Origin of the sequence: Nonomuraea sp. NPDC050404, assembly GCF_040655495.1 — a bacterium.
Taxonomy (GTDB): Bacteria; Actinomycetota; Actinomycetes; order Streptosporangiales; family Streptosporangiaceae; genus Nonomuraea.
Map to the genome: position 1 here is coordinate 1,142,559 of NZ_JBFAKB010000001.1, position 22,821 is coordinate 1,165,379.

Annotated in this window: 17 protein-coding genes and 1 riboswitch; of the genes, 12 read left to right on the forward strand and 5 right to left on the reverse strand. The window is 71.3% G+C overall.

Features of this window, described 5'->3' with window-relative positions; all coding sequences use genetic code 11:
• Positions 1-102 precede the first annotated feature (102 nt).
• From AB0I81_RS05010 to AB0I81_RS05020, 3 genes are all read left to right on the forward strand, one after another.
• Positions 103-1,596: a glycoside hydrolase family 13 protein gene (locus AB0I81_RS05010; RefSeq protein WP_360650019.1), complete on the forward strand. Its 1,494-nt coding sequence runs from the start codon at positions 103-105 to the stop codon at positions 1,594-1,596.
• A 64-nt stretch (positions 1,597-1,660) separates the two neighbouring features.
• Complete coding sequence (locus AB0I81_RS05015; protein WP_360650021.1) at positions 1,661-3,004, forward strand: HAMP domain-containing sensor histidine kinase; 1,344 nt, start codon at positions 1,661-1,663, stop codon at positions 3,002-3,004.
• 47 nt (positions 3,005-3,051) lie between these two features.
• Entirely contained in the window at positions 3,052-3,870 is an 819-nt protein-coding gene (locus AB0I81_RS05020) for an SAM-dependent methyltransferase (RefSeq protein ID WP_360650024.1), read from the forward strand.
• Positions 3,871-4,036: 166 nt separating this feature from the next.
• On the opposite strand, the gene AB0I81_RS05025 is transcribed toward AB0I81_RS05020, so the two are convergent.
• Positions 4,037-5,377, reverse strand: a complete 1,341-nt coding sequence (locus AB0I81_RS05025; RefSeq protein WP_360650027.1) for a cation:dicarboxylase symporter family transporter — start codon at positions 5,375-5,377, stop codon at positions 4,037-4,039.
• A 108-nt stretch (positions 5,378-5,485) separates the two neighbouring features.
• Between AB0I81_RS05025 and AB0I81_RS05030 the strand changes: the two genes are divergently transcribed.
• The 5 genes from AB0I81_RS05030 (at position 5,486) to AB0I81_RS05050 (ending at position 12,019) form a co-directional block, all read left to right on the forward strand.
• Complete coding sequence (locus AB0I81_RS05030) at positions 5,486-6,979, forward strand: ATP-binding protein (protein ID WP_360650030.1); 1,494 nt, start codon at positions 5,486-5,488, stop codon at positions 6,977-6,979.
• A complete protein-coding gene (locus AB0I81_RS05035; RefSeq protein WP_360650033.1) occupies positions 6,976-7,656 on the forward strand; it encodes a response regulator in 681 nt (226 codons plus the stop codon). The genes AB0I81_RS05030 and AB0I81_RS05035 overlap by 4 nt, the downstream gene beginning before the upstream one ends.
• A gap of 74 nt (positions 7,657-7,730) precedes the next feature.
• Complete coding sequence (locus AB0I81_RS05040; RefSeq protein WP_360650036.1) at positions 7,731-9,773, forward strand: N-acetylneuraminate synthase family protein; 2,043 nt, start codon at positions 7,731-7,733, stop codon at positions 9,771-9,773.
• A 27-nt stretch (positions 9,774-9,800) separates the two neighbouring features.
• Positions 9,801-10,781, forward strand: coding sequence for a glycosyltransferase family 2 protein (locus AB0I81_RS05045; RefSeq protein ID WP_360650039.1), 981 nt, complete (start codon positions 9,801-9,803; stop codon positions 10,779-10,781).
• Between the two features lie 2 nt (positions 10,782-10,783).
• The gene (locus tag AB0I81_RS05050; RefSeq protein WP_360650042.1) at positions 10,784-12,019 is read left to right on the forward strand and encodes a polysialyltransferase family glycosyltransferase; all 1,236 of its coding nucleotides are present in this window, start codon (positions 10,784-10,786) and stop codon (positions 12,017-12,019) included.
• Here the strand turns inward: AB0I81_RS05050 and AB0I81_RS05055 are convergent.
• Both AB0I81_RS05055 and AB0I81_RS05060 read right to left on the reverse strand, forming a co-directional pair.
• The gene (locus tag AB0I81_RS05055) at positions 12,003-13,163 is read right to left on the reverse strand and encodes a DUF6716 putative glycosyltransferase (RefSeq protein ID WP_360650223.1); all 1,161 of its coding nucleotides are present in this window, start codon (positions 13,161-13,163) and stop codon (positions 12,003-12,005) included. The genes AB0I81_RS05050 and AB0I81_RS05055 overlap by 17 nt on opposite strands.
• Before the next feature lie 6 nt (positions 13,164-13,169).
• Positions 13,170-14,111, reverse strand: a complete 942-nt coding sequence (locus AB0I81_RS05060; protein WP_360650045.1) for a hypothetical protein — start codon at positions 14,109-14,111, stop codon at positions 13,170-13,172.
• A 98-nt stretch (positions 14,112-14,209) separates the two neighbouring features.
• Here AB0I81_RS05060 and AB0I81_RS05065 point away from each other — a divergent pair, with 98 nt between their 5' ends.
• The 3 genes from AB0I81_RS05065 to AB0I81_RS05075 all read left to right on the forward strand — a co-directional run bounded on the left by AB0I81_RS05065 (position 14,210) and on the right by AB0I81_RS05075 (position 17,051).
• Positions 14,210-15,025 carry an aldo/keto reductase gene (locus AB0I81_RS05065; protein ID WP_360650048.1) on the forward strand — a complete coding sequence of 272 codons (816 nt, stop codon included), beginning with the start codon at positions 14,210-14,212 and terminating at the stop codon, positions 15,023-15,025.
• 99 nt (positions 15,026-15,124) lie between these two features.
• The gene (locus AB0I81_RS05070) at positions 15,125-16,078 is read left to right on the forward strand and encodes a Gfo/Idh/MocA family oxidoreductase (protein WP_360650051.1); all 954 of its coding nucleotides are present in this window, start codon (positions 15,125-15,127) and stop codon (positions 16,076-16,078) included.
• A gap of 118 nt (positions 16,079-16,196) precedes the next feature.
• Positions 16,197-16,334: riboswitch (cyclic di-AMP (ydaO/yuaA leader) on the forward strand.
• A 12-nt stretch (positions 16,335-16,346) separates the two neighbouring features.
• Complete coding sequence (locus AB0I81_RS05075; protein ID WP_360650054.1) at positions 16,347-17,051, forward strand: CHAP domain-containing protein; 705 nt, start codon at positions 16,347-16,349, stop codon at positions 17,049-17,051.
• Between the two features lie 183 nt (positions 17,052-17,234).
• Here the strand turns inward: AB0I81_RS05075 and AB0I81_RS05080 are convergent, their stop codons facing one another.
• Complete coding sequence (locus AB0I81_RS05080; protein ID WP_360650057.1) at positions 17,235-18,194, reverse strand: helix-turn-helix domain-containing protein; 960 nt, start codon at positions 18,192-18,194, stop codon at positions 17,235-17,237.
• Between the two features lie 71 nt (positions 18,195-18,265).
• Here AB0I81_RS05080 and AB0I81_RS05085 point away from each other — a divergent pair, with 71 nt between their 5' ends.
• Positions 18,266-19,468: an MFS transporter gene (locus AB0I81_RS05085; RefSeq protein ID WP_360650060.1), complete on the forward strand. Its 1,203-nt coding sequence runs from the start codon at positions 18,266-18,268 to the stop codon at positions 19,466-19,468.
• A 140-nt stretch (positions 19,469-19,608) separates the two neighbouring features.
• On the opposite strand, the gene AB0I81_RS05090 is transcribed toward AB0I81_RS05085, so the two are convergent.
• Positions 19,609-22,815: a S8 family serine peptidase gene (locus tag AB0I81_RS05090; protein ID WP_360650063.1), complete on the reverse strand. Its 3,207-nt coding sequence runs from the start codon at positions 22,813-22,815 to the stop codon at positions 19,609-19,611.
• Positions 22,816-22,821 lie beyond the last annotated feature (6 nt).

The window sequence follows — 22,821 nt, forward strand, 5'->3', positions numbered from 1 at the left end:
ATCTGCAACTTTCCGAAACTTGCACTTGACCATTCTCGGGTGATCGCGACATCGTGCTTCTGAGATCACCCGACATCTCGGTCATCCGGGGGAAGGACAGACATGCTCGGCAATGACGACTGGTGGCGTGACGCCGTCGTATACCAGGTTTACCCGCGCAGCTTCGCCGACGCGAACGGCGACGGCATGGGCGATCTGGAAGGCGTGCGCCTGCGCCTGGACTACCTTGCCGAGCTGGGGGTGGACGCCATCTGGCTGAGCCCCTTCTACACCTCCCCGATGGCCGACGGCGGCTACGACGTGGCCGACTACCGGGACGTGGACCCCATGTTCGGCACGCTCGCCGACTTCGACGCGCTGGTCGCCGACGCCCATGCCAAGGACATCCGGGTCATCGTGGACCTGGTGCCGAACCACTCCTCCGACCAGCACGCCTGGTTCAAGGAGGGCCTGCGCGACCGTTACGTCTTCCGCGACAAGCCGAACGACTGGGAGTCGATCTTCGGCGGTCCGGCGTGGACGCAGGTCGAGGACGGGCAGTGGTACCTGCACCTGTTCGCCCCCGAGCAGCCGGACCTCAACTGGGACAACCCGGAGGTGCGCGCCGAGTTCCGCGACATTCTGCGCTTCTGGCTGGACCGGGGCGTGGACGGCTTCCGCATCGACGTGGCGCACGGCATGATCAAGGCCGACGGGCTGCCCGACGTGGGGCAGAAGGACGGGCCCCAGGCCGAGATGCTGGGCGATGAGCAGGTGCCCTACTTCGACCAGGACGGCGTGCACGACATCTACCGCGAGTGGCGGCCGATCCTCGACTCCTACCCCGGTGGGCGGATGGCGGTGGCCGAGGCGTGGGTCTCCTCGCCCGAGCGGCTGGCCCGCTACGTGGGCAGGGACGAGTTGCACCAGGCGTTCAACTTCGAGTTCATGATGGCGGACTTCCACGCCAAGTCGTTCCGTACGGTGATCGAGAAGTCCCTGAGGGAGGCCGACCTGGTCGGCGCGCCCACCACCTGGGTGTTGTCCAACCACGACAAGCCCCGGCACGTCACCCGGCACGGCGGCCTGGCCCGCGCCCGCGCGGCCACCCTGCTCATGCTGGCCCTGCCCGGCTCCGCCTACCTCTACAACGGCGAGGAGCTCGGCCTGCCCGAGGTGCTCGACCTGCCCGACGAGCTGCGCCAGGACCCGGCGTTCCGGCGCAGCGGCGAGAGCCGCGACGGCTGCCGGGTGCCGCTGCCCTGGACCTCCACCGGCGACCTGGGCTGGCGCGACCCGTGGTTGCCGATCCCGGCCGGGTGGGCGGCGCTGTCCGCCGAGGCCCAGCAGGACGACCCGGACTCCACGCTGAACCTCTACCGGGCCGCGCTCAAGCTGCGCAAGCGGCATCCCGCGCTCGGCGGCGGCACGCTCACCTGGCTCGACTCCCCCAAGGACGTGCTGGCCATCGAGCGCGACCCCGGGCTCGTCGTGGTGGTCAACACCGGCGAGGAGCCGGTACGCATGGAGCTGCCGGGCGAGGTGCTGCTGTCCAGCGGCCCGCTGCCCGGTGACGGCTCGATCCCGCCGGACACGACCATCTGGTTGCAGCGCTGACGATTGGGAGAATCTTTCCCATCACCCGGCAAAGTATGGCGATCACGCTCGGTAACCTCAGGGGGTGGCACCCTGGTGGGCCAGATCCCTGCGCGGACGCGTCACCCTCATCGCGACGGCGGTAGCCGCCCTCGTGCTCATCCCCGTGGGCGTCGCGGCGGTGGTGGTGACCAGGTCCGTGATCGCCGCCACGGTGTTCGGTGAGACGCGGGACACCGCCGAGCGGGTCGCGTTCGAGATGCGCGGCGGCGCGCTGCCCATGGGCGCCGCCATCCCGGTGCCGAACCCGTCCATCGACCTGATCCAGGTGGTCGGCGCGGACGGGCGGTTCCTGGCCACGAGCGACGCGGCCAGGAACCTGCCGCCGCTCAGCGACGTGCGCCCCAGCGCCAAGGACCGGGTCGTCAACACCACGAACTGCCTGCCGACCGAGTGCGTGCACCTGTCGGCGGTGCGGGTGAACATCTACGCCGACTCCCCCATCGTCTACGCCGGCCGCAGCACGCCGGGCGTCCTGTCCACGCGCACTCTGGAGCTCGTCGTGTTCGCGGAGGTCGCGCTGCTCATCGGGCTGGCGGCGGGGGCCACGTGGCTGGTCACCGGGCGGGCGCTGCGGCCGGTGGCGACCATGCGGGCGGAGCTGGACGCCGTACACGCGGGGGATCTCAGCCACCGTGTGACCCGGCCGCCGGGCGACGACGAGGTGGCACAGCTCGCCGAGTCCGTCAACGGCACCCTGGCCCGCCTGGAACGCTCGGCCGAGCAGCAGCGCCAGTTCGCCTCCGACGCCTCCCACGAGCTGCGCACCCCGATCGCCGGGCTGCGCGCCCAGCTGGAGAGCGCCCAGCTCTATCCGGAGGACACCGACGTGGGCCGGCTGGTGGACAGCGCGCTGCGCGACACCGACCGGCTGGAGGCCATCATCACCGACCTGCTGCTGCTGGCCAGGATCGGCTCCCGGGTGGACGTGGCCAAGGAGCGCATCGACCTGGCCGACCTGGTGCGGGGGGAACTGGCCGTGCGCGGCGGCAAGCTGCCCGTCCGGGTTGACCTGGCCAAGGGGGTCGAGGTCGAGGGGGTACGGCTGCAGCTCGCCAGGGTTCTGGGCAACCTGCTGGACAACGCCCAGCGGCACGCCGAGCGCACGGTCCGGGTCACGGTCGGAACGGAGGAGCCGGACACGGCGGTGCTGGCCGTGGAGAACGACGGCGCGGAGATCGCCCCGGAGGACCGGGAGCGCATCTTCGAGCGCTTCACCCGCCTGGACGCCGCCCGTAGCCGGGACGCGGGCGGCACGGGGCTCGGCCTGGCCATCGCGCGTGACGTGGCGATGGCGCACCGGGGCCAGATCTGCGTGGACGACTTCAAGGGAGGCGCCAGGTTCGTCCTCCGCCTACCCGCCATTTAACGCCGTTTCGGTAGATTTCCGACACGCCGGTCGTGGATCATGGGCGCATGACGGAGCAGGCCCCTCAGGGCGTGAACCCCCACATCCCGAACGCGGCGCGGATGTACGACTACTTCCTCGGGGGCAAGGACAACTTCAAGGCCGACCGCGACCTCGGTGACATGGTGCTGGGCGTGATGCCCGAGGTCCGCGACGGGACCAGGGAGAACAGGGCGCTGATCGGCCGCGTGGTGCAGTACCTGTGCGAGCAGGGCGTCACGCAGTTCCTCGACCTGGGCTCCGGCCTGCCCGCACAGGAGAACGTGCACGAGGTGGCGCTGCGTCACGTTCCCGAGGCGCGGGTGGTGTACGTGGACAGCGACCCGGTGGTGGCCGCGCACGGCAGGGCGCTGCTGGCCGACCCCAACCGGGTGGCGATGGTGCTCGGCGACGTGCGCCGGCCCGAGGAGGTGCTGCGGGATCCTGAGGTGCGGGGGCTGCTCGACTTCGATCGGCCGGTGGCGGTGCTGATGATGTTCGTCCTGCACCTCATCGGTGAGCAGGATCGGCCGCAGGAGTTCATGACCGCCTACCGCGAGGCGCTGGCGCCCGGCAGCTACCTGGCCATCTCGCACGTGACCAACGACGTGGCCACCGAGCGGACGGCGCAGGTCACCGAGTTCTACCGCAAGGCCAACGCGGACTTCACGCCGCGTCCCGGCACGGAGATCGGCGCCTTCTTCGGCGACTTCGACCTCATCCCGCCCGGCCTGGCCACCGGCCTGCCCACACACCAGGTCTGGCCGTTCTCCGACCCCATCAACCCGGTGTTCGTGGATGAGGACCTGGCCCGGATGGCTTACGCAGGCATCGGCCGCAAACCCTGACCCCACCCACCTTCACCACCCCACCGTACTTCCGGCGGGGGTCCTTTGGGTGAAGGGGAGGGAGGCAGCGCGGCCCAGGCGGCGCAGGCAGGCGGCGCGGGCGCGTGGGTGTGGCCCGCCACCGTTCTCCCCCGGAAGGGCCGGGCCGGAGTGCGGTGGGGGGCGGTTAGGCGGGGGTCATCTGCTTGGCGTGGTCGTCGCGGGGGTCGTCGTCGCCGGTGTCCGCGTCGTCGTCCAAAAGGGTCGCCTCGTCGAAGGGGGCCCGGCCGGCCAGCACCTGGTCGGCGCGTTCACGGTCGAAGCCGCCGGTCCAGGTGCCGACCAGCACGGTCGCCACGGCGTTGCCGGCGAAGTTGGTCAGGGCCCGGGCCTCGGACATGAACCGGTCGATGCCCACGATGAGGCCCACGCCGTCTACCAGTTCGGGCCGGTGCGCCTGCAGGCCACCCGCCAGTGTGGCGAGCCCGGCCCCGGTGACGCCCGCCGCGCCCTTGGAGGCGATCATCATGAACAGCAGCAGCGCCACCTGCTCCCCGAACTCCAGCGGCGACCCCGTGGCCGTGGCGATGAACAGGGTCGCCATGGTCAGGTAGATCGCGGTGCCGTCGAGGTTGAAGGAGTAGCCGGTCGGGACCGTGATGCCGGCCACGGTCTTGCTCACGCCCAGGTGCTCCATCTTGGCGATGAGCCGCGGCAGCGCCGTCTCCGACGACGAGGTGGACAGGATCAGCAGGAACTCCCTGCCCAGGTAGCGCAGCAGCGACCACAGGTTGATCCGGGCGACCAGCCACAGGATCGCGCCGAGCACCACGCCGACGAACAACACGCACGTCACGTAGAAGGCGATCATGATGATGGCCAGGCTCTTGAGCGCCTCGATCCCGGTCGCCCCCACGACGGCCGCGATCGCGCCGAACGCGCCCACCGGCGCCGCCCACATGATCATGGCGAGGATGCGGAACACGAGCCGCTGCAGGTGCTCGACCCCGCGCAGGATCGGCGCCCCCTTGGCCCCCATGGCCTGCAGCGCGAACCCGGTCAGCAACGCCACGAACAGCGCCTGCAGCACTGAGCCCTCGGTCAGCGACGACACCACGGTCTCGGGGATGATGCCCAGCAGGAAGTCGACCGTGTCGGACTCCACGCCCTTGGCCGCCTCCGCCGTGGCCTGCTCCCTGGCCGCGTCGGTGAGCTGCAGTCCCTCACCCGGATGGATGACGTTGCCCACCACCAGGCCGATGACCAGCGCCACCGTGGACATGACGATGAAGTATCCGAGGGCGAGCCCGCCCACCTTGCCGACCTGGGCGGCCTGGCGTACCGAGCCGATGCCCAGCACGATCGTGCAGAAGATGATCGGCCCGATCACCATTTTGATCAGCGCGACGAAGCCCGTGCCGAGGGGTTTGAGCGCCTGGCCCACGTCCGGCCAGACGAACCCGACCAGGATGCCGAGCAGGACCGCCGCGATGACGGCCAGATAGAGATAGCGAGTGCGATCGCGCATAGGGGGGTTCTCCGTGCTTTTGGAGGGACCTTTTCGTTGTGCGACTATGCGCCTCACCAGTGATGCAGGTCACCATTGCGTAAGTTGCGTAAACGGGAGGGTGCGAGAATGCGGCGCTGGAGCCTGGCGGGGCAGATGCTGGTCCTGCAGTTGCTCGTGGTGGCCGTCACGGCGGCGGGCGGCGCGGTGCTGGCCCTGGTGCAGGCGCACGACCTGCTCACCGACGAGGCCCGCGCCACGGCCACGGCCGTGGCGGTCAGCGTGGCGGCCTCACCCGACGTGCTGGAGGCCCTGGAGGAGGAGAACCCGACCCAGCGGCTCCAGCCGTACGCGGAACGTGTGCGCGCGGCGACGGGCGTCGACTTCATCACGATCATGCGCCCCGACGGCACCCGCTACACCCACCCGAACCCCGCCGAGATCGGCCGCCGCTTCCTCGGCCACACCGAGCGGGCACTGCGCGGCGAGACGTTCACCGAGACCTACACCGGCACGCTGGGCGCCTCGGAGCGGGCCGTGACGCCGGTCATGGCGGGCGGCCGGGTGCGGGCGCTGGTCAGCGCCGGGATCACGGTCCAGCGGATCAGCGCCAGGCTGCGCGACCAGCTCGCCTGGGGCGGCCTCATCGTGGCGCTCGCGCTCGGCCTGGGCGCGGCCGGCACCGCGCTGGTCACCGCCCGGCTGCGCCGCCAGACGCACGGCCTGGGGCCCGTCGAGCTGGCCCGCATCCACGAGCACCACGACGCGGTCCTGCACACGGTCAGGGAGGGCCTGCTGCTGATCGGCAGGGACGGCACGCTGACGTTGTGCAACGACGCGGCCCGGCTGCTGCTCGGCCTGCCCGCCGACGCCGAGGGCAGGAACGTGCACGATCTGGGCCTGACCGGGATGCTGGCCGGCGACGAGGAGCGCATCCACCTGGCAGGCGACCGGGTGCTGGCCGTCAACAGCGCCGCGAGCAGGCTCGGCACGGTCGTCACCGTACGCGACCACACCGAACTGCAGGCGCTGACCGGCCAGCTCGACGCCGAGCGCGGCTTCGCCGACTCGCTGCGCTCGGCCGCGCACGAGGCCGCCAACCGGCTGCACACGGTCATCACGCTGGTGGAGCTGGGCCGTACCGAGCAGGCGGTGGCCCTGGGCACGGCGGAGCTGCGGGCCGCGCAGGAGCTGACCGACCGGGTGGTGGGCGCGGTGCGCGAGCCGGTGCTGGCCGCGCTGCTGCTGGGCAAGAGCGCCGAGGCGGCCGAGCGCGGCGCCGAGCTGGTGATCAGCCAGGACAGCGAGCTGGGAGACCTGGGACTGGACGCCCGCGAGCTGGTCACGATCGTGGGCAACCTGATCGACAACGCCATCGACGCGGCCGGACGGATCGAGGTGCACCTGAGCGCGGACGAGCACGGCGTGCTGATCAGGATGGCCGACGACGGGCCGGGGCTGACCGATACGGACGCCTTCGAGAAGGGCTGGACCACCAAGGGCGACGGGCACGGGCTCGGCCTGGCGCTGGTGGGGCAGGCGGTGCGGCGGCTGGACGGCACGATCGAGGTGGCGGGCTCGGTGTTCACCGTCAGGCTGCCGCTACCGGAGCGCACGAGGTGAACGAGAGCAAGAAGATCTCCGTGCTCATCGTGGAGGACGAGGAGATCACCGCCGAGGCCAACCGCATCTACGTGGAGCGGCTGCCGTTCTTCGAGGTGGCCGGGGTGGTCAGGTCCGGCGCCGACGCGCTGCGTTTCCTGCGGAAGCGGCCGGTGGACCTCATCCTGCTCGACCTCTACCTGCCCGACATGCACGGCCTGGAGGTGTGCAGGGCGGTGCGGGCCGGCGGCCTCATGTGCGACGTCATCGCCGTCACCTCCGCGCGCGATCTGGCCATGGTGCGTTCAGCGGTCAACCTGGGCATCTCGCAGTACCTGCTCAAGCCGTTCACGTACGCGACACTGGCGGAGAAGCTGCTGCGTTACGCCCGGTTCAAGGAGGAGTCCGGCCTGGCCGTCGGGCAGGGCGACGTGGACCGCGTGCTCGGCACCCTGCGGGCCCCCTCGGAGCTGCCCAAAGGCATGGCCCGCGACACCCTGGACACCGTGGCCGCGCACCTGCGCGGGCACCCGCGTGGGGTGGGCGCGCAGGCTGTGGCGGACGCGATGGGAGTGTCCCGGGTGACGGCCCGCCGATACCTGGAATACCTGGTCGAATTGGGTGTCGCGGACCGCATCCCGCAGTACGGCGCGGTGGGCCGGCCAGAGTTGCTCTACCGGATTCCCATGGAAAGTTAATGATGGTGACGCTGGCCGTTCAATCCAGCCCTCTAGCTTCTGGGTGCAATCCGATGCACTGAGGAGACAAGACGTTGCGAGTCCTGGCCGTAGTTCCCGCCCGCGGAGGTTCGGCGGGCGTACCCCTGAAGAACCTCGCCCTGGTCGGGGGCGTCCCGCTGGTCACCCGGGCGGTTCGGGCGTGCCTGAACGCCGAGCTGGTGGACCGGGTCGTGGTCAGCACCGACCACGACGGGATCGCCGAGACCGCCAGGCAGGCGGGCGCGGACGTGGTGGAGCGCCCCGAGGAGCTGAGCGGCGCCACCGCCTCCAGCGAGTCCGCCGTGCTGCACGCGCTCGACGCGGTCGGTGAGGACCCCGAGGTGGTCGTGCTCGTGCAGTGCACCAGCGCGTTCATCAACCCGGAGGACCTGTCGGCGGCCGTGCGCAAGGTCCTGGACGGCGAGGCCGACTCGGTCGTGTCCGGGCTGCCCACGCACGAGTTCCTGTGGACGGCCACCGGCGGCGGCATCAACCACGACCCCGCCGTACGGCAGCGCAGGCAGGACCGCGCGCCGGAGTTCCGCGAGAACGGCGCCTTCTACGTCATGCGCACCTCCGGCCTGCGTGAGCACGGCCACCGCTTCTTCGGCGAGGTCGCCGTGCAGCCGGTGCCCAGCAAGCACGCCATCGAGATCGACAACCCGGAGGACCTGGAGCTCGTGCAAGCGCTCGCCCCGTTCATCGACCAGCCCGAGCCGATCGACGTGGACGCCGTCATCACCGACTTCGACGGAGTGCACACCGACGACCGCGCCTACGTCGACTCCGAGGGCCGCGAGATGGTGCTCGTCAGCCGCTCCGACGGCATGGGCGTCTCGCTGCTGCGCCGCTCCGGCGTGAAGGTGCTGGTCATGTCCACCGAGCAGAACCCGGTGGTGGCCGCCCGCGCCCGCAAGCTCAACGTGCCCGTGCTGCAGGGCCTGGCCGACAAGCGCACCGTGCTGCGCGACTGGCTGAACATCGAGGGCCTCGACCCGGCCCGCGTGGCCTACGTCGGCAACGACGTCAACGACCTGGGCCCGATGGGCGAGGTCGGCTGGCCCATCGCCACGCCCGACGCCCACCCCCGGGTCCGCGCCGCCGCCCGCGTCGTGCTGACCAGGCCCGGCGGTGACGGCGCGGTGCGTGAGTTGTGCGACCGCGTGGTGGCGGCCAGGCCCGAGCCGTCCGCCGCCCTCACCGACGTGCGCACCAGGCCCCGGCTCGGGCCGGTGGCGATCGGCGACGTGCTGGTCGGCGACGGCGAGCCGGTGTACGTGATCGGCGAGATCGGCATCAACCACAACGGCGACCTCGACCTGGCCAGGCAGCTCATCGACGTGGCCGCCGAGGCCGGCTGCCAGGCGGTCAAGTTCCAGAAGCGCACCCCCGCGATCTGCGTGCCCGAGGAGCAGAAGGGCCAGATCAGGCAGACGCCGTGGGGCGAGATGACCTACCTGGAGTACAAGGAGCGCACCGAGTTCGGCCGCGACGAGTACACGCAGATCTCCAAGTACTGCGACGAGCGCGGCCTGCACTGGTTCGCCTCGCCGTGGGACGTGCCTTCGGTGGACTTCCTGCAGGAGATGGACGTCCCCGTGCACAAGATCGCCTCGGCCAGCGTCGCCGACCACGAGCTGCTGCGCGCCCTGGCCGCCACCGGCAAGCCGCTCATCCTGTCGACCGGAATGTCCACGCTGGCGGAGATCGACGCGGCCGTGGAGATCCTGGGCACCGATAGGCTGATCATGATGCACGCGACGTCCACGTACCCGCTGCCGCCCGAGGAGGCCAACCTGCGGGCGATCACCACGCTCAAGGAGCGCTACGGCGTGCCCGTCGGCTACTCCGGCCACGAGCGCGGCCTGCAGATCTCGCTGGCGGCCGTCACGCTCGGCGCGGTCTGCGTGGAGCGGCACATCACGCTCGACCGCACCATGTGGGGCTCCGACCACGCCGCCTCGCTGGAGCCGTCCGGCCTTGAGCACCTCGTCCGCGACATCCGCATCATCGAGCAGGCCATGGGTGATGGCGTCAAGCGTGTCTTCCCCGGTGAGGAGGCTCCGAAGGCCCGCCTGCGCCGGGTGACCGTCTGACCGCTCCACCAGGAAAGAAACAGCACATTGATCACACTCTCGGTCGTCGTGCCGGTGCGGGACGGCGAGCGCTTCATCGCCGACGCGCTCACCTCGCTGTCCCGCAACGCGCGCCGCGACTTCGAGTTCATCGTCGTGAACGACGGGTCCGCGGACGCCACGGGCGACATCATCGGCGACTTCATCGGTGACGTGCCAGGGCTGAACGTGCTCACCAACCCCGCTCCGGTGGGGCTGGCGGACGCGCGGAACACGGGCCTGTCGGCCGCGACGGGCCGGTACGTCACGTTCATGGACGGCGACGACTGGCTCGCCCCCGGCTATCTGGCACGGCTCGTCGAGGCCATCGACGGGCTCGGCTGCGACTTCGTACGCGCCGACCACGTGCAGGTCGAGGGCCGCAAACGGGTTGTGCACCGCGCCCCGCTGGCGCGACGGGGCGCGGTGCTCGACCCTCGCGACGCCATCCTGCCGGCCGGCGTGCGGACCATGGTCGACTACCCGTACGCGTGGGCCGGCATCTACCGGCGTTCCCTGCGTGACCTGCTGCACTTCCCCGGCTCCCTGCACACCGCCGAGGACCGGCCGTGGATCTGGCGGCTGCACCGCGAGGCGGCCACCTTCGCGGTGGTGTCGCTGGCCGGGGTGTTCTACCGGCGCATGGTGTCGGGGTCGCTGACGCAGGTGGGCGACGAGCGCCAGTTGCACTTCTTCGACGCCTTCGAGCTGGTCTTCAAGGATCTGGAGACGGAGTTCCTGCCGAAGGCGGTGCGGAACTTCTGCGCGCTGCTCGCCCACCATCTGGAGATCGGCGACCGGTTCACGCCCGAGTTGCGCGCCCGCTTCACCGAGCGGGGCGCGCAGATGGTGCGCGCGCTGCCGCCGGAGCTGGTGGCCGAGTCGGTGTCGCGGATGTCCGTGGCGCGCGAGACCACCCTGCGGGCCCTCGTGCCCGACCTGCCCCCCAGCCCGCACGTCCGGGTCCGCCGGGACCGGGAGGAGACATAAGAGTGAAGGTCTTCTACGCCTCGACGCTGTTCGGGGCGATGTCGCTGGCGGCCGCGATCGACGACGGCCGCTTCGGCGACGGCCGCCGCGTCCTCGTGGTCTCCAACAACGCGGCCATCCCCGAGGTGTCGATGCCGCTGGACCAGACGCCCGGCTTCGGGGTGCTGCGCAAGCGCTTCGACCGGGTGGTCTCCTGGAACGAGCTGATCGCGCCGCTGCACCCCTCCGACTGGCGGGCGCGCGTCATCGAGGTGCCGATGATGGAGCGCCTCATCCGCTCCCACTGGGGGCTGGACGAGGTCGAGGAGCTGGTCCTGGAGTCGATCGCGGTGCCGCCGGCGCGCACGATCGCGGGCCTGGTGCGGGACTGCCCGATCTCGGTGTACTCCGACGGGCTGATGAGCTACGGCCCCACCCGTGACCCGCTGCCGGCCGAGATCTTCCGCCGCATCGAGCGGCTGATCCACCTCGACCTGGTGCAGGGGCTCAAGCCCCTGCTCCTCAGCGAGTACGGCGTCGCCCCCGAGATCCTGCCCGAGGAACGTTTCCTGTCGGTCGTGCACGAGGTCACCGCCACGGCCCCCGACATGCTCGCCGGGCAGGCGATCATCCTGGGCCAGTACATGTCGGCGCTGGAGATCGTCACGCCGGAGGAGGAGGCGGGGCTGCACGAGACCATGCTCAAGGCCCTGGCCGCGCGCGGCTACACCAACGTCGTCTTCAAGCCGCACCCGGCCGCCGGCCGCCGGCACGCCCAGCTCCTGCGCTCCGCCGCCGAGTCCATGGGCGTGCGGCTGGCGGTGATCGGGGAGAGCGTGCCGGCCGAGGTGTGCTTCGCGGCGCTGCGGCCGGAGCTGGTCGTGGGCTGCTTCTCCACGGGGCTGGTGACGGCGCGGCGCTACTTCGGGCTCGAAGTGGCCTCGTACGGTACGGACCTGGTGCTGGAGCGGCTGACCCCGTACGAGAACAGCAACAGGATCCCGCTCACCATCGTCGACGCCCTGCTGCCCCGGTTGTCGGCCGAGGGCCACATCGAGCGCCCGCCGGTCACGGACGTGCAGGCGCTGGTCCGCTCGGTGGGCTACTGCATGCAGGCCGACACCTACCCGGACCTGCGGCCGGACGACATCGCGTTCGACCCGCGCTACTACAAGCGCAAGCGCCTGGAGACGCTGGGCTTCGCCGACAAGCCCAGCGCGTTCACCAGGATCCGCAGGAAGATCAGGTCAGCGATCTGAGGTAGCGGCGCATGCGGCGCTTGGCCCGGTAGCCCACCCGCAACATCTTCGGTGGCACCTCCACCCGGAGGCGGGCCCTGCGCCGCCCCGCCGCGTGTTCCGGCCCGTCGAGCAGTGACCTGGCGGGCACCCGCGATCCCTCTGCCACCAGCCCGCCCAGCTGCCCTGTCCAGTCGTTGCGCAGGGGCGGGTGGAAATAGTTGGCCGCGCACCACTCCTTCGAGGCGTGCCGGAAGCCGCCCCCGGCCAACTCGTCCAGCGTGCCGAGCAGGTCGCTGTCCTCGAACACCAGGTTGATCATCTCGGCGCTCACGCCGAAGTCGCTCAGCACCAGCGACGGCACGCCCATCGCGACGGCCTCCAGCGCCGCCGTCGAGCTGACCGTGACGAACCCGGCGGCCCGCTGGAGCTGCTCGTACATCGATCCGGCCTCGAACGCCAGCCGCCCGGGCTCGCCCATCTCGCGCCACAGCCGCTGGTAGTGGAAGCGTTCGTTGTGCGTCTGCCGCTCCTCCTCCAGCGCGCGCAGCTTGACCACCACGTCCAGGTCGGGCCGGCGGGCGGCCAGCGCGGCCAGCGCGGTCAGGATGCGCTCGCGCTCGTCCCGCTCGCGCGGCACCTTGGCCTGCGTGGCGAACACCACCCGGTTGCCGCCCGCGGCCGTCAGGTCGGGGCGCAGGAACGGCAGCCTGGCCAGGCCGACCGCCCCTCCCCCGCCGAGCCTGCCGGCGATCTCGGAGAACTCGGCCACCTCGCGCTCGCTGTGCACCACGAACAGGTCGCAACCGCTGCGGAACACCCACGCCTTGTCCGTGGCCGGCACCGAGATGCCCGGCAGCCCGCTGGCGAACACCGGCCGCGGCCGCAGGTCGCCCAGCGTCTCGGCCACCAGCACGTCCACCACCGGGCCCGTGCACGCCACGAGGATCACATCGGGCCGCGTCCGCTCTGCCAGCCGCCGCACCGAGCGCGCCGAGAGCACCGGCGGCGCCTCGAGACCGCCCACTGCGGCGGCGATCTGCTCCGGCGAGGGGGCGATCGGGGTGCGCACCACGACCAGCTCGGTCACGCAGCCCGGGGGCAGGTCACCGAGCAGGCAGGCCGCCCATTTCAGGTACGAGTCGGAGTCGGCGACCGCCAACACTTTCAACTAAGACACTCCGGTCAAATGCGAGCGCAGGGCGGGGGCCGCCCTGCTGGTCCACCAGTGATCGGGAACGTCCACGGGCTCGACGGCGACTCCGCGCGGGCTGAGCAGCACCCGCAGCGAGGTGATCGCGGTAGAGGGGAGGCTGAGCACGCGCTGGCCGGACTCCAGGCCGCGCAGCGTCAGCTCGGCGGGCACGCCCGCTTCGTGCACGGTGATGCCGGGACGCTCCCGGATCAGCGCGACGTCCACGGGGTCCTCGCGGCGGTGCGGGTAGTAGGCCAGCGGCTCGCGCGCGGCCAGTTCGGTCAGCCAGCGCAGGTACTGCTCGCGGTGGACCAGGCCGTTGCGGACCAGCGAGGTGCCGAGCACGACCGTGCGCTCGTTGGGGCCCTCGGCGCTGGGCGGCTGGGAGCGCAGCCAGGCGAAGTCGTGCCGTACGAGGTCGATGCCGGCGTCGCGGACGGCCTGTTCGAGCTTGTCGTCCACGTTCAGCGCGGTGAACACGGAGACCTTGCTCAGGCGCAGCCGCAGCGCGGCGGCCAGCCCCAGCGCGGCGCGCGGCCCCGTCGGCTTGACGCGGGCGCGCAGCAGCGGCCGGTACGGGCCGGCGGCGAGCAGTTCGAGCAGGTGCAGCGTGGCCAGGCCGTCGTCCACGATGACGATGCGGCCGGTCCTGGAGGTGAGCCAGCGCAGCTGCACCTTGCCGGAGAAGGCGTCCCCGACCGCCTGCACACGCCTGGGCATGCGCTCGCGCGGCTCGGCCAGCTCCACGCCCTCGGGCATCCCCAGCGAGCGCAGCTCGCGCCGGGTGGCCTTCAAGGGCCGAAGGCCCGCACGCGGCACGACGACCGTCTCGGGGCCGAGGAGCCCGGCGTGGTGGGCCTCGACGGCGCACAGCATCTGGAGCGGGGACTCCACCCAGGCCGACGCCTGTTCGACCACTCCTTGCCCTCCCAGCGGGGTGATGGCCCGTTCACGACCGCTTCAAGCTAGCCCCACCGCCTTAAGGGGTCAGAAACGCTGCGTGAACAATGGAGGGTATGAATTCGCTTCTGCTCAACACCGACGGCGTGCAGATCCCGCAACTCGGGTACGGCGTCTGGCTGATTCCGGCCGACGAGGCCGAGCAGGCGGTCTCCGCCGCGATCAAGAAAGGCTACCGGCACATCGACACCGCCGCCGGATACCACAACGAGGAGGGCGTGGGGCGGGCCGTGCGCGAATGCGGGCTGCCGCGCGAGAAGGTGTTCGTGACCACGAAGCTGGGCAACGCCGACCACGAGCGCGCCGAGGCGGCCTTCGAGGAGAGCCTGTCCCGGCTGGGCCTGGACTACGTGGATCTCTACCTGATCCACTGGCCGGTGCCGGCGCGGGGCACGTACGTGCGGGCCTGGCGGGAGCTGGAGAAGATCTACCGGAGCGGGCGGGCCAAGGCCATCGGCGTCTCCAACTTCACCGTCCAGACGCTCACCAGGCTCATGGACGAGACCGACATCACGCCGGCCATCAACCAGATCGAGCTGCACCCGTACCTGCAGCAGCGGGAGTTGCGGGCCTTCCACGAGGCCAACGGCATCCTCACCGAGGCGTGGGGCCCGATCGGGCAGGGCAAGGGGCTGCTGTCGGACCCGGCGCTGACGGTGCTGGCGGGCAAGTACGGCAAAACGCCGGCGCAGATCGTGCTCCGCTGGCACCTGCAACTCGGCAACGTGGTGATTCCCAAGTCCGTGACGCCGGCCAGGATCGCGGAGAACATCGACGTCTTCGGCTTCATCCTCGACGGTGAGGACATGGCGGCCATCGGCGCTTTGAACAAGGGACAGCGGCTGGGCCCGGATCCGGAGACGTTCGCCTAGTGACTTTTGTGGCGGAAGTTATTCATGTGGCGAGTGGCGGGTAATCCCTTTACATACCCACATGACCGGAATTTTACGTTACCGGATACGATCTGCCGCGTGCGAGATTTCACATGGGGAATAGCGGCGACCGGCGGCATTGCCCGCGTCGTGGGCGCCGCGATCGTGGCGGAGCCGGGAATGCGGGTGGCCGCCGTCGGTTCGAGGAACCTGGTCAGGGCGCAGGCCCTGGCGGCGGAACTGGGGGCGGCGTCGGCGTACGGGTCCTATGAGCAGTTGTGCGCCGACCCGGCGGTGGACGCCGTCTACGTGGCCACACCGCACGCCCAGCACCTGCCGGTGGCCGCGGCGGCCATCGCCGCGGGCAAGGCTGTGTTGTGCGAGAAACCGCTGGCCGCGACCCTGGACGACGCGGAGAAGATGGTACGCATGGCGCGCGAGGCGGGCGTGTTCCTGATGGAAGCGATGTGGATGAGGTTCAACCCGCTCATCCGGCTCCTCGCGGCCGATCCGCGCTTCGGGGAGATCCGCTCCGTGCAGGCCAGTTTCGGGTTCGCCGCGGCCTATGACCCGGCGCACCGGCTGTGGGCGCCGGAGCTGGGCGGGGGCGCGCTGCTGGACCTGGGGATCTACCCGTTCGGGCTGGCCCAGCTCCTCCTGGGCATGCCCTCTGACCTGCGCGTCACCGGCTCGCTGGCGCCCACGGGGGTCGATGCGGAGGCGGCCGGGGTGTTGCTCTATCCCGGCGGCAGACACGCTCTCGTGGCGACCTCATTGCTCGGGAATTACCCCAACCAGGCCAGTGTTGTGGGCAGGCAGATGCGGGCGGACATCCCGGCGCCCTTCTGGGCCCCGCAGCGAATCATCCTCACCGGTCCATCCATGGACCCGGAAGAGCATGTGCTCGATCCGGCGGACAACGGATACGCCGGAGAGCTTCGCGAAGTCCGCGCCGCCACGGCCGAGGGCAGGACCGAATCCTCGATCATGCCTCTTGACGAATCCCTTGCCATGATGGGGCTTCTGGCCGACGCTCGCGGGCAAATCGCTTAGCCGGGCCTTTATGGATTTGTAATCCTCTTGCCTCATGTATTACCTTATGAGGCGTCTTGAGACATACGTCCGGTTTGTCCCGGCTATGTCTGACCATCGCACGAAAGATCGCAGGATAGTCCTGTGACCGCTGAATCCGCCTTCGGGCGGAACCGGGGACCCATGTCCTTTGGGGTGAATCGGCATTCCGATGCCGTAGGGCAGCTTCCACGCCCGAACCCGTCAGCTAACCCGGTAAGCGGCATGGAAGCAAGGAGTAACCCCCTCGATGGCCAAGCATCGCATCACCGCTGCCAAGAAGAGCATCGCCCGCGCCGCGCTCGGCGCGACCGTCCTCGCCTCGGGCCTCGGCGTCAGCGCCGGCGCGGCCCAGGCCGACACCGCCACCGGCGTCGCCGCGGCCACCGCCGCCCGGCACCCGGTCACGGCCGTCGCCGCCCACAAGGCCGGCACCGACGACCGTACCGAAACCAAGATCAGCGCCACCGCCGAGCAGGTCCTGGCCCTGGCCAAGTCCCAGGTCGGCACCTCGGAGAACGCCAGCGGCGGCGGCACCAAGTACCAGGACTGGTACGCCGCCTCGCAGCGCGCCGGCGAGACCGTCGCCCGTGACGGCGGCAACCGCAACGCCTACCTGAACGCCGCCTGGTGCTCGATGTTCGTCTCCTGGGTCGGCGAGCAGACCGGCGCCCGCCCGCAGGTCGGCTGGGACGCCTACACCGTCTCGCACGCCAAGTGGTTCGCCGCCAACGACCGCTGGGGCACCGAGGCCAGGCCCGGCGCCGTGGTCTTCTTCTCCTGGGGCGGCGGCAAGAGCCTGAGCGACATCCAGCACGTCGGGTTCGTCGTGAAGGACAACAAGAACGGCACCATCTCCACGGTCGAGGGCAACACCGGCAACGGCAAGGTCGAGGAGCGGATCCGTCCGAAGTCGCAGGTCGTCGGCTACGGCTACCCCGAGTACGCGGCCTGATGGGCCCTGCTTGAGAGGCTCCCTGCCTTCCGTGTGACCACGAGCGCGCGTCCCCTTCCGGGGGCGCGCGCTCGCCGCGTTCCAAGCGCGCGTCCCCTCAAGGGCGCGCGCTTGCCGCGTTCCGGGCGCGCTTTACCGTGTTCCGCGGCGGGACCACGTGCTCGCCGCGTTTCACCCAGGAGGTCAGCCCACGGCCGAGACCTGGCCGCGGAAGGTGCGGCGGTAGGCCGCCGGGGTGGTGCCCAGGGCGCGGTGGAAGTGTTGCCGCAGCCCGTCGGCGGTGCCCAGGCCCGAGCGCTCGGCCACCGCGTCGATCGTCAGGTCGGTGGTCTCCAGGAGTTCGCGGGCCCTGGCCAGCCGCTGCTGGTTGAGCCAGCGCAGCGGGGTGGCGCCGATCTCGCGCGCGAAGTGCCGGCCGAAGGTGCGCAGGCTCATCCCCGCCCGCTGGGCGAGCTGGTCCATGGTGAGCGGCTCGTGCAGCCGGGCCAGCGCCCAGTCCAGCACCGGGGCGAGGCTCTGCGGGGCGGGCACCGGCCGTACCGGGGCGAACTGGGTCTGGTCCCCCTCCCGGTGCGGGGCGACGACCATGCGGCGGCCCACCGCGGCGGCGGCCGCCGTGCCGTAGTCCGTACGCACGATGTGCAGGCACAGGTCGATGGCGGCGGCCGTGCCCGCGCTGGTCAGGATGTCGCCGTCGTCGATGTAGAGGGCCTGGGCGTTGACCCGGACGCGGGGGTGGCGGCGGGCCAGCTCATCGGCGTACTTCCAGTGTGTGGCCGCCTCGCGGCCGTCCAGCAGCCCCGTCGCGGCCAGGACGAAGGCGCCTGAGCAGAGGGAGGCGATGCGGGTGCCGCGGGCGTGCGCGGCGCGCAGCGCGTCCACCAGTTCGGCCGACGGCTCGTAGCCGACGTCCATCATGCAGGCCGGCACCACGATCAGATCCGCCTCCTCCAGGGCCTCCAGACCGTGCTCCGCCTGCATGCGCAGGCCGCCGGGGCCGCGCAGCGGGGCGCCCGGCGGCTCGGTGGCGCACAGGACGAGCTCGTAGCCCTCGCCGTCGAAGACCGTGCACGGCACGGCCAGCTCGAACAGGGCCGAGGGGTTGAGTACGGTGACGGCCACGCGGAGCGGTTCAGTGCCCATGGCGTAAATCTAGCGCATCCTGACGTTTCTGCCACTCGTTCTTCGTCGCCGCAGGTCGGAGTATGGGTTACATGCATCGACCACTGATTCTGGGCGGCGCCGCCGCCATCGCCGTGACCTTCGGCCTGGCCCGTTACGGCTATGGGCTCTTCCAGCCGCGCCTGGCCCGCGAGTTCGACCTGTCCATGTCCGTGGTGGGGCTGATCGGCAGCGCGACCTACGTCGGCTATCTCCTCGCCCTGCTGCTCGCCGGCATCCTGGTGGCCCGCTTCGGCCCGCGTCCCGTGGTGGTCGCGGGCGGCGTCTCCGCCACCGCCGGGATGACCCTGGTGGCCTTCGCGCAGGGCCCGGCGATGCTGACGGCCGGGCTCGTCCTGGCCGGCACCAGCTCCGGCTGGGCGTGGACGCCCTACTCCGACGTGGTGGACCGGGCGGTTCCCGCCGGGCTGCGGGCGCGTGCCATGGGGGTGCTCTCCTCGGGTACGGCGTTCGGCGTGGTGGTGGCCGGGCCGCTCGCGCTGCTCGCCTACGGCACGGGTTGGCGGCTCGTCTGGCTGCTGTTCGCCGCGATGGCGCTGGCCATGACGCTGTTCAACGCCCGGGTGCTGCCCACCGGCACGCACCGCCCGGCGCAAGGCGGCCCGCGGGTGGGGCTGCGGTGGTTCGCGCGCCGGGCGGCGGTGCCGCTGTACGCGACGGCCGTGGCCTACGGCCTGGTCGGGTCGGTCTACTGGCAGTACGCGGTGACGGCCGTCGAGGACGGCATGGGCGACGGCCGGGCGACCGCGCCGCTGTTCTGGACGCTGATGGGGCTCGCGGGCATCGCGGGCGTGCTCGTCGGGCACGCCATCGACCGGCACGGGCTGCGGCGGGTGCACGCCGGGATGTTCGCCGGGCTGAGCGTGGCCGTGGCGCTGCTCGGGCTGGCGCCGGGGTCGTTGCCCGCGGTGATCGTGTCGGCGGTGTTGTACGGCCCGCTGTTCATGGCCGGCTCCGGGCTGCTGTCGTTCTGGAGCTACCGGCTGTTCCCCGACCGGCCCTCCACCGGGTTCAGCGCCACGGTGGCGTTCCTGGCGGCGGGCACGATCGCCGGGCCGGCGGTGCTGGGCTTGGTGGCCGACGGGTACGGCCTGCGGGCGGCGTTCCTGGCGACGGCCGCGGTGTCCCTGCTGGCCCTGCTCGTCCGGCCGCACACCACCGGGGAGGCCCGGCCCGCGCCGAGCCCCCGCCGCGGCCGGGAAACGGTCTCCTGCGGCGTCTCGAACTCCGCCTGACGCGGCCCTTCCCGCCTCACTCGACGCGAACGTCCCCGCCTCTCCGGGCGGGGACGTCGGCGCGTCTCTTGGCGGAGACGTCCGTGCGTCTTTCGGCGAGGACGTCCGTGCGTCACTTGGCGCGGGCGTCCCCGCGTCGATCAGCCCACCGCATAGGCGCGGGTGATGGTCTGTGTGAGGGTGGTGCCGGATTTGCCGGTTACTTCGGCCCGGAGGGAGACAAATCCCGCCTTATCGGGGTTGGTCAGGGTCGCGAGCCAGCGCTTTCCCTCCGCCCGCACCCGTACGGGACTCCACGTCTTGCCGTCATCGGCGGACATCTGCAACCGGACGGCCTTGACCGCCCCACCAGGCCCCTCCGTCCACATCGGCAGCCGGGTCCGCGAGCCCGGCCTGGCCCGGCTGAGCTCGTCGAGCCCCTCGGGGGCGTACCGCATCGCCATCAGCGGCAGCGGCCTGCGCTGAGAGGTGCCCGCCGACCTGAACGTCCAGGTGGCCGCCACTTCGGTGGACAGCGTCGAGTACGGCACCTGCCTGCTCATCGCCGTGCTCAACTTGTACATGGCCGCCCGTGCGGGCAGTTCGGCACGCAGCTCACAGGGATTGGCCGTGGCACACTGCGACAGTTCGGCCTTCGCCAGTTCCTGCCCGTCACCGGTCAGGGTCGCCGTGCCCTTGGCCGCGTCGTCCGCCCCGCTCCTGCCCGCGCCGCCGTCCGCGAACAGCGTCCCGGCCGCGAACGTCAGCTCATTCCCGCTGCGCCCGCCGGCGGGCGCGGCGGGCCCGGTCACGGCGGCGTTCCAGACGTCGTCCGCCCCGCTCGGGCCCGTCACCGTGGAGTCGCCGACCGAGAGCCCGCCCTCCCAGACCGGTCCGGCCGTCCGGTGGTAGGTACGCGTGCCGGGCAGCTCCACCTCATCCCACGACAGCAACACGGAGAGCCTGCCGTCGCCGAACCTGAGCACGGACGAGGGCGTGCCCTTGGCCGCCACGCCGGCTCCCCGGTAACTGGTCCGCACCGTCTGCAGCTCCTGCCGCCTGACGTCGTACACGGGATTCTCCGGCAGGCCGCCGCGGTGTTCGTGGGCCAGGTCGTAGAAGCCCTTCCACTGGGTCCTCACCAGGAAGTTCAGGCTCTGGTCGCGTACGGGTACGACGTACAACCCGTCCTTCACCACCCTTGACGTCAGCGTGGCCACCGACCACGGCCCCCTGGCCAGTTCGATGTCCATGCCGGGCAGTTGCGTCGCGGCCGGGTCGTCCAGGGTGACCCGCATCGGCACGCCCTTCCGCGCGTCCACCGTCACCTCCTGGTCGGCGCCGTCCACCCGCACCGGAGTGTGGGTGACGGTGATCCCGTTGCCCTTCTGGGCGATGTCCGCGTAGAGCTGGTAGTCGCCCTCGGGCAACCGCTTCCTGGCCACCCCGCCGGCGAACTCCAGCAGCCGGACGGTGCCCTTCTCGGCGTCGTAGAGCTGGGCGTAGGCGTCCACGGGCTCTCCCTTCCTGTCGAGGGCCCGTACGGTGACGTCGTAGGACTCGGGTTCGACGAACGCGCCGGCCAGCGTCCTGACCACGGTGGTGCCCGCGGTCGCGGTGACGGTGCCCGGGTGGTCGCCGGTGGGTTCGTCCTTCGCGTCGATGGTCACCTCGACCGAGGTCTTTCCGCCGGCGGGCACCTCGACCTGCTTCGCGGACAGGCTCAGCACCTGGCCCTGGGTGGTGAGGTCGAGGGTGACGGGACTGTCGCCCGCGTTGGTGTAGGTGATGGTCCTGGTGGCGACGCGGTCACCGGAGGCGTCCCAGGGGAAGGCGGCCCAGAGGTTGGCCGGTTCGGCGGTGACGTCCTGGGCGAGGGCCCGTACCAGGTCGGCCTGGCCGGCCCCCTGCTCGTACAGGGTCGTGTCGGGGGTGGGCTTGGCGCTGCCGATGAGGGCGGCCTTGAGTTGCGCGCCCGTCCAGTCCGGGTGGCGCTGGGCGAGGATCGCGGCGGCGCCGGCCACGTGCGGGGTGGCCATCGACGTCCCGCTGTAGGCGATGTGGCCGCCGCCGAGCTTGGCCGCCATGATCTCCACGCCGGGGGCGGTGAGGTCCGGCTTGATGGCGTGGTCGCCCTCGCGCGGGCCCTGGCTGGAGAAGTCGGCCAGCTTGCCCTCCCGATCGACGGCGCCGACGGTCAGCGCCGCGTCCGCGCTGCCCGGGCTCAGCACCGCGCCCCAGTCGCTGGAGTTGCCCGAGCCCGCCACGAACAGCGTGCCCGTCTTCTCCGACAGCTCGTTCACCGCCTGCTCCAGGGGGTCGAGGTCGGGGGTGTCCCCGCTGCCGAAGCTCATGCTGACGATCTTGGCCTTGACCTCGAGCGCGGCCCACCGCATGCCGGCCAGGATGGCGGAGTCGGTCGGTCCCGCGGCGGTGCCCACCTTGCCGACCGCGAGCTTCGCGTCCGGCGCCACGCCTCTGTACTTCTCCCCCGCGCCCGCGACGATGGAGGCGACGTGGGTGCCGTGGCCGAGGGTGTCGCGTACGTCGGCGTCCTCGCTGAAGTTGCGCGAGGCGACGACGACGTCCTTCAGTTCGGGGTGATCGGGGTCGTAGCCGGAGTCCAGCACGGCGACCGTGACGCCCTTGCCGGTCAGGCCCTGCTGCCAGGCCTGCTTGGCGCCGATCTGCTCGACGCTGCGGTCCAGGGTGAAGCTGCGGCGTCCGTCCAGCCACAGCTTGGCCTTGGCGTCGGCTCTGGTCGTCGTCCGCTTGGCGAGGTCGGCCCAGGTCTTGGAGGTCTCCGCCTTGGGCACGCGCAACGCGGTCATGCCGAGGCCGGTGATCTGCTTGCTCGTCCTGGCGCCGCTGACGTCCAGCCCCTGGGCGATCAGCGGGATGTCGGTCCTGCCGGCGTCGCCGTAGTTCCATTGGAGCAGTTGGGTGACGTCGAACAGGCGCTGGTCGAGCAGGCCCGCCGCGATCAGTGGCCTGGCGTCGGAGGGGATCACGTGCAGGTGACCCTCCCGGACCTGCCGCGTGAACGTCACCTCCCGGCCGGGGCCCGGGGTCACACGGTGGCCGCCGCCGGTGACCTCGACCCGGTCACCGGTGATCAGGGTCACCCCGCCCGTCGGGGACCTGGGCAGCTCGGGCTGCGACTCGGACTGTGACTCGGCTTGGGGGGCGGCTTCGGGGCTCGCCTCGGGAACCGCTTGGGGAACGGTTTCGGGGCCTGCCTCGGGAACCGGTTGGGGGGTGGCTTCGGGGCCCGCCTCGGGAACCGGTTGGGGGGCTGCGAAGCCGAGGGTCCCCGCCAGGAGGGCCGCGGCGACGCCGGTGCGGGCGATCAGGTTCGGGAGTATCACGTGAGA

What these genes read in the sequence shown, in the direction of transcription:
- AB0I81_RS05010 (WP_360650019.1), top strand. Translation starts at nt 103, where the DNA reads ATGCTCGGCAATGACGACTGGTGGCGTGACGCCGTCGTATACCAGGTT.
- AB0I81_RS05020 (WP_360650024.1), top strand. Translation starts at nt 3,052, where the DNA reads ATGACGGAGCAGGCCCCTCAGGGCGTGAACCCCCACATCCCGAACGCG.
- AB0I81_RS05025 (WP_360650027.1), bottom strand. Translation starts at nt 5,377, where the DNA reads ATGCGCGATCGCACTCGCTATCTCTATCTGGCCGTCATCGCGGCGGTC.
- AB0I81_RS05030 (WP_360650030.1), top strand. Translation starts at nt 5,486, where the DNA reads ATGCGGCGCTGGAGCCTGGCGGGGCAGATGCTGGTCCTGCAGTTGCTC.
- AB0I81_RS05065 (WP_360650048.1), top strand. Translation starts at nt 14,210, where the DNA reads ATGAATTCGCTTCTGCTCAACACCGACGGCGTGCAGATCCCGCAACTC.
- AB0I81_RS05075 (WP_360650054.1), top strand. Translation starts at nt 16,347, where the DNA reads ATGGCCAAGCATCGCATCACCGCTGCCAAGAAGAGCATCGCCCGCGCC.
- AB0I81_RS05080 (WP_360650057.1), bottom strand. Translation starts at nt 18,194, where the DNA reads ATGGGCACTGAACCGCTCCGCGTGGCCGTCACCGTACTCAACCCCTCG.
- AB0I81_RS05085 (WP_360650060.1), top strand. Translation starts at nt 18,266, where the DNA reads ATGCATCGACCACTGATTCTGGGCGGCGCCGCCGCCATCGCCGTGACC.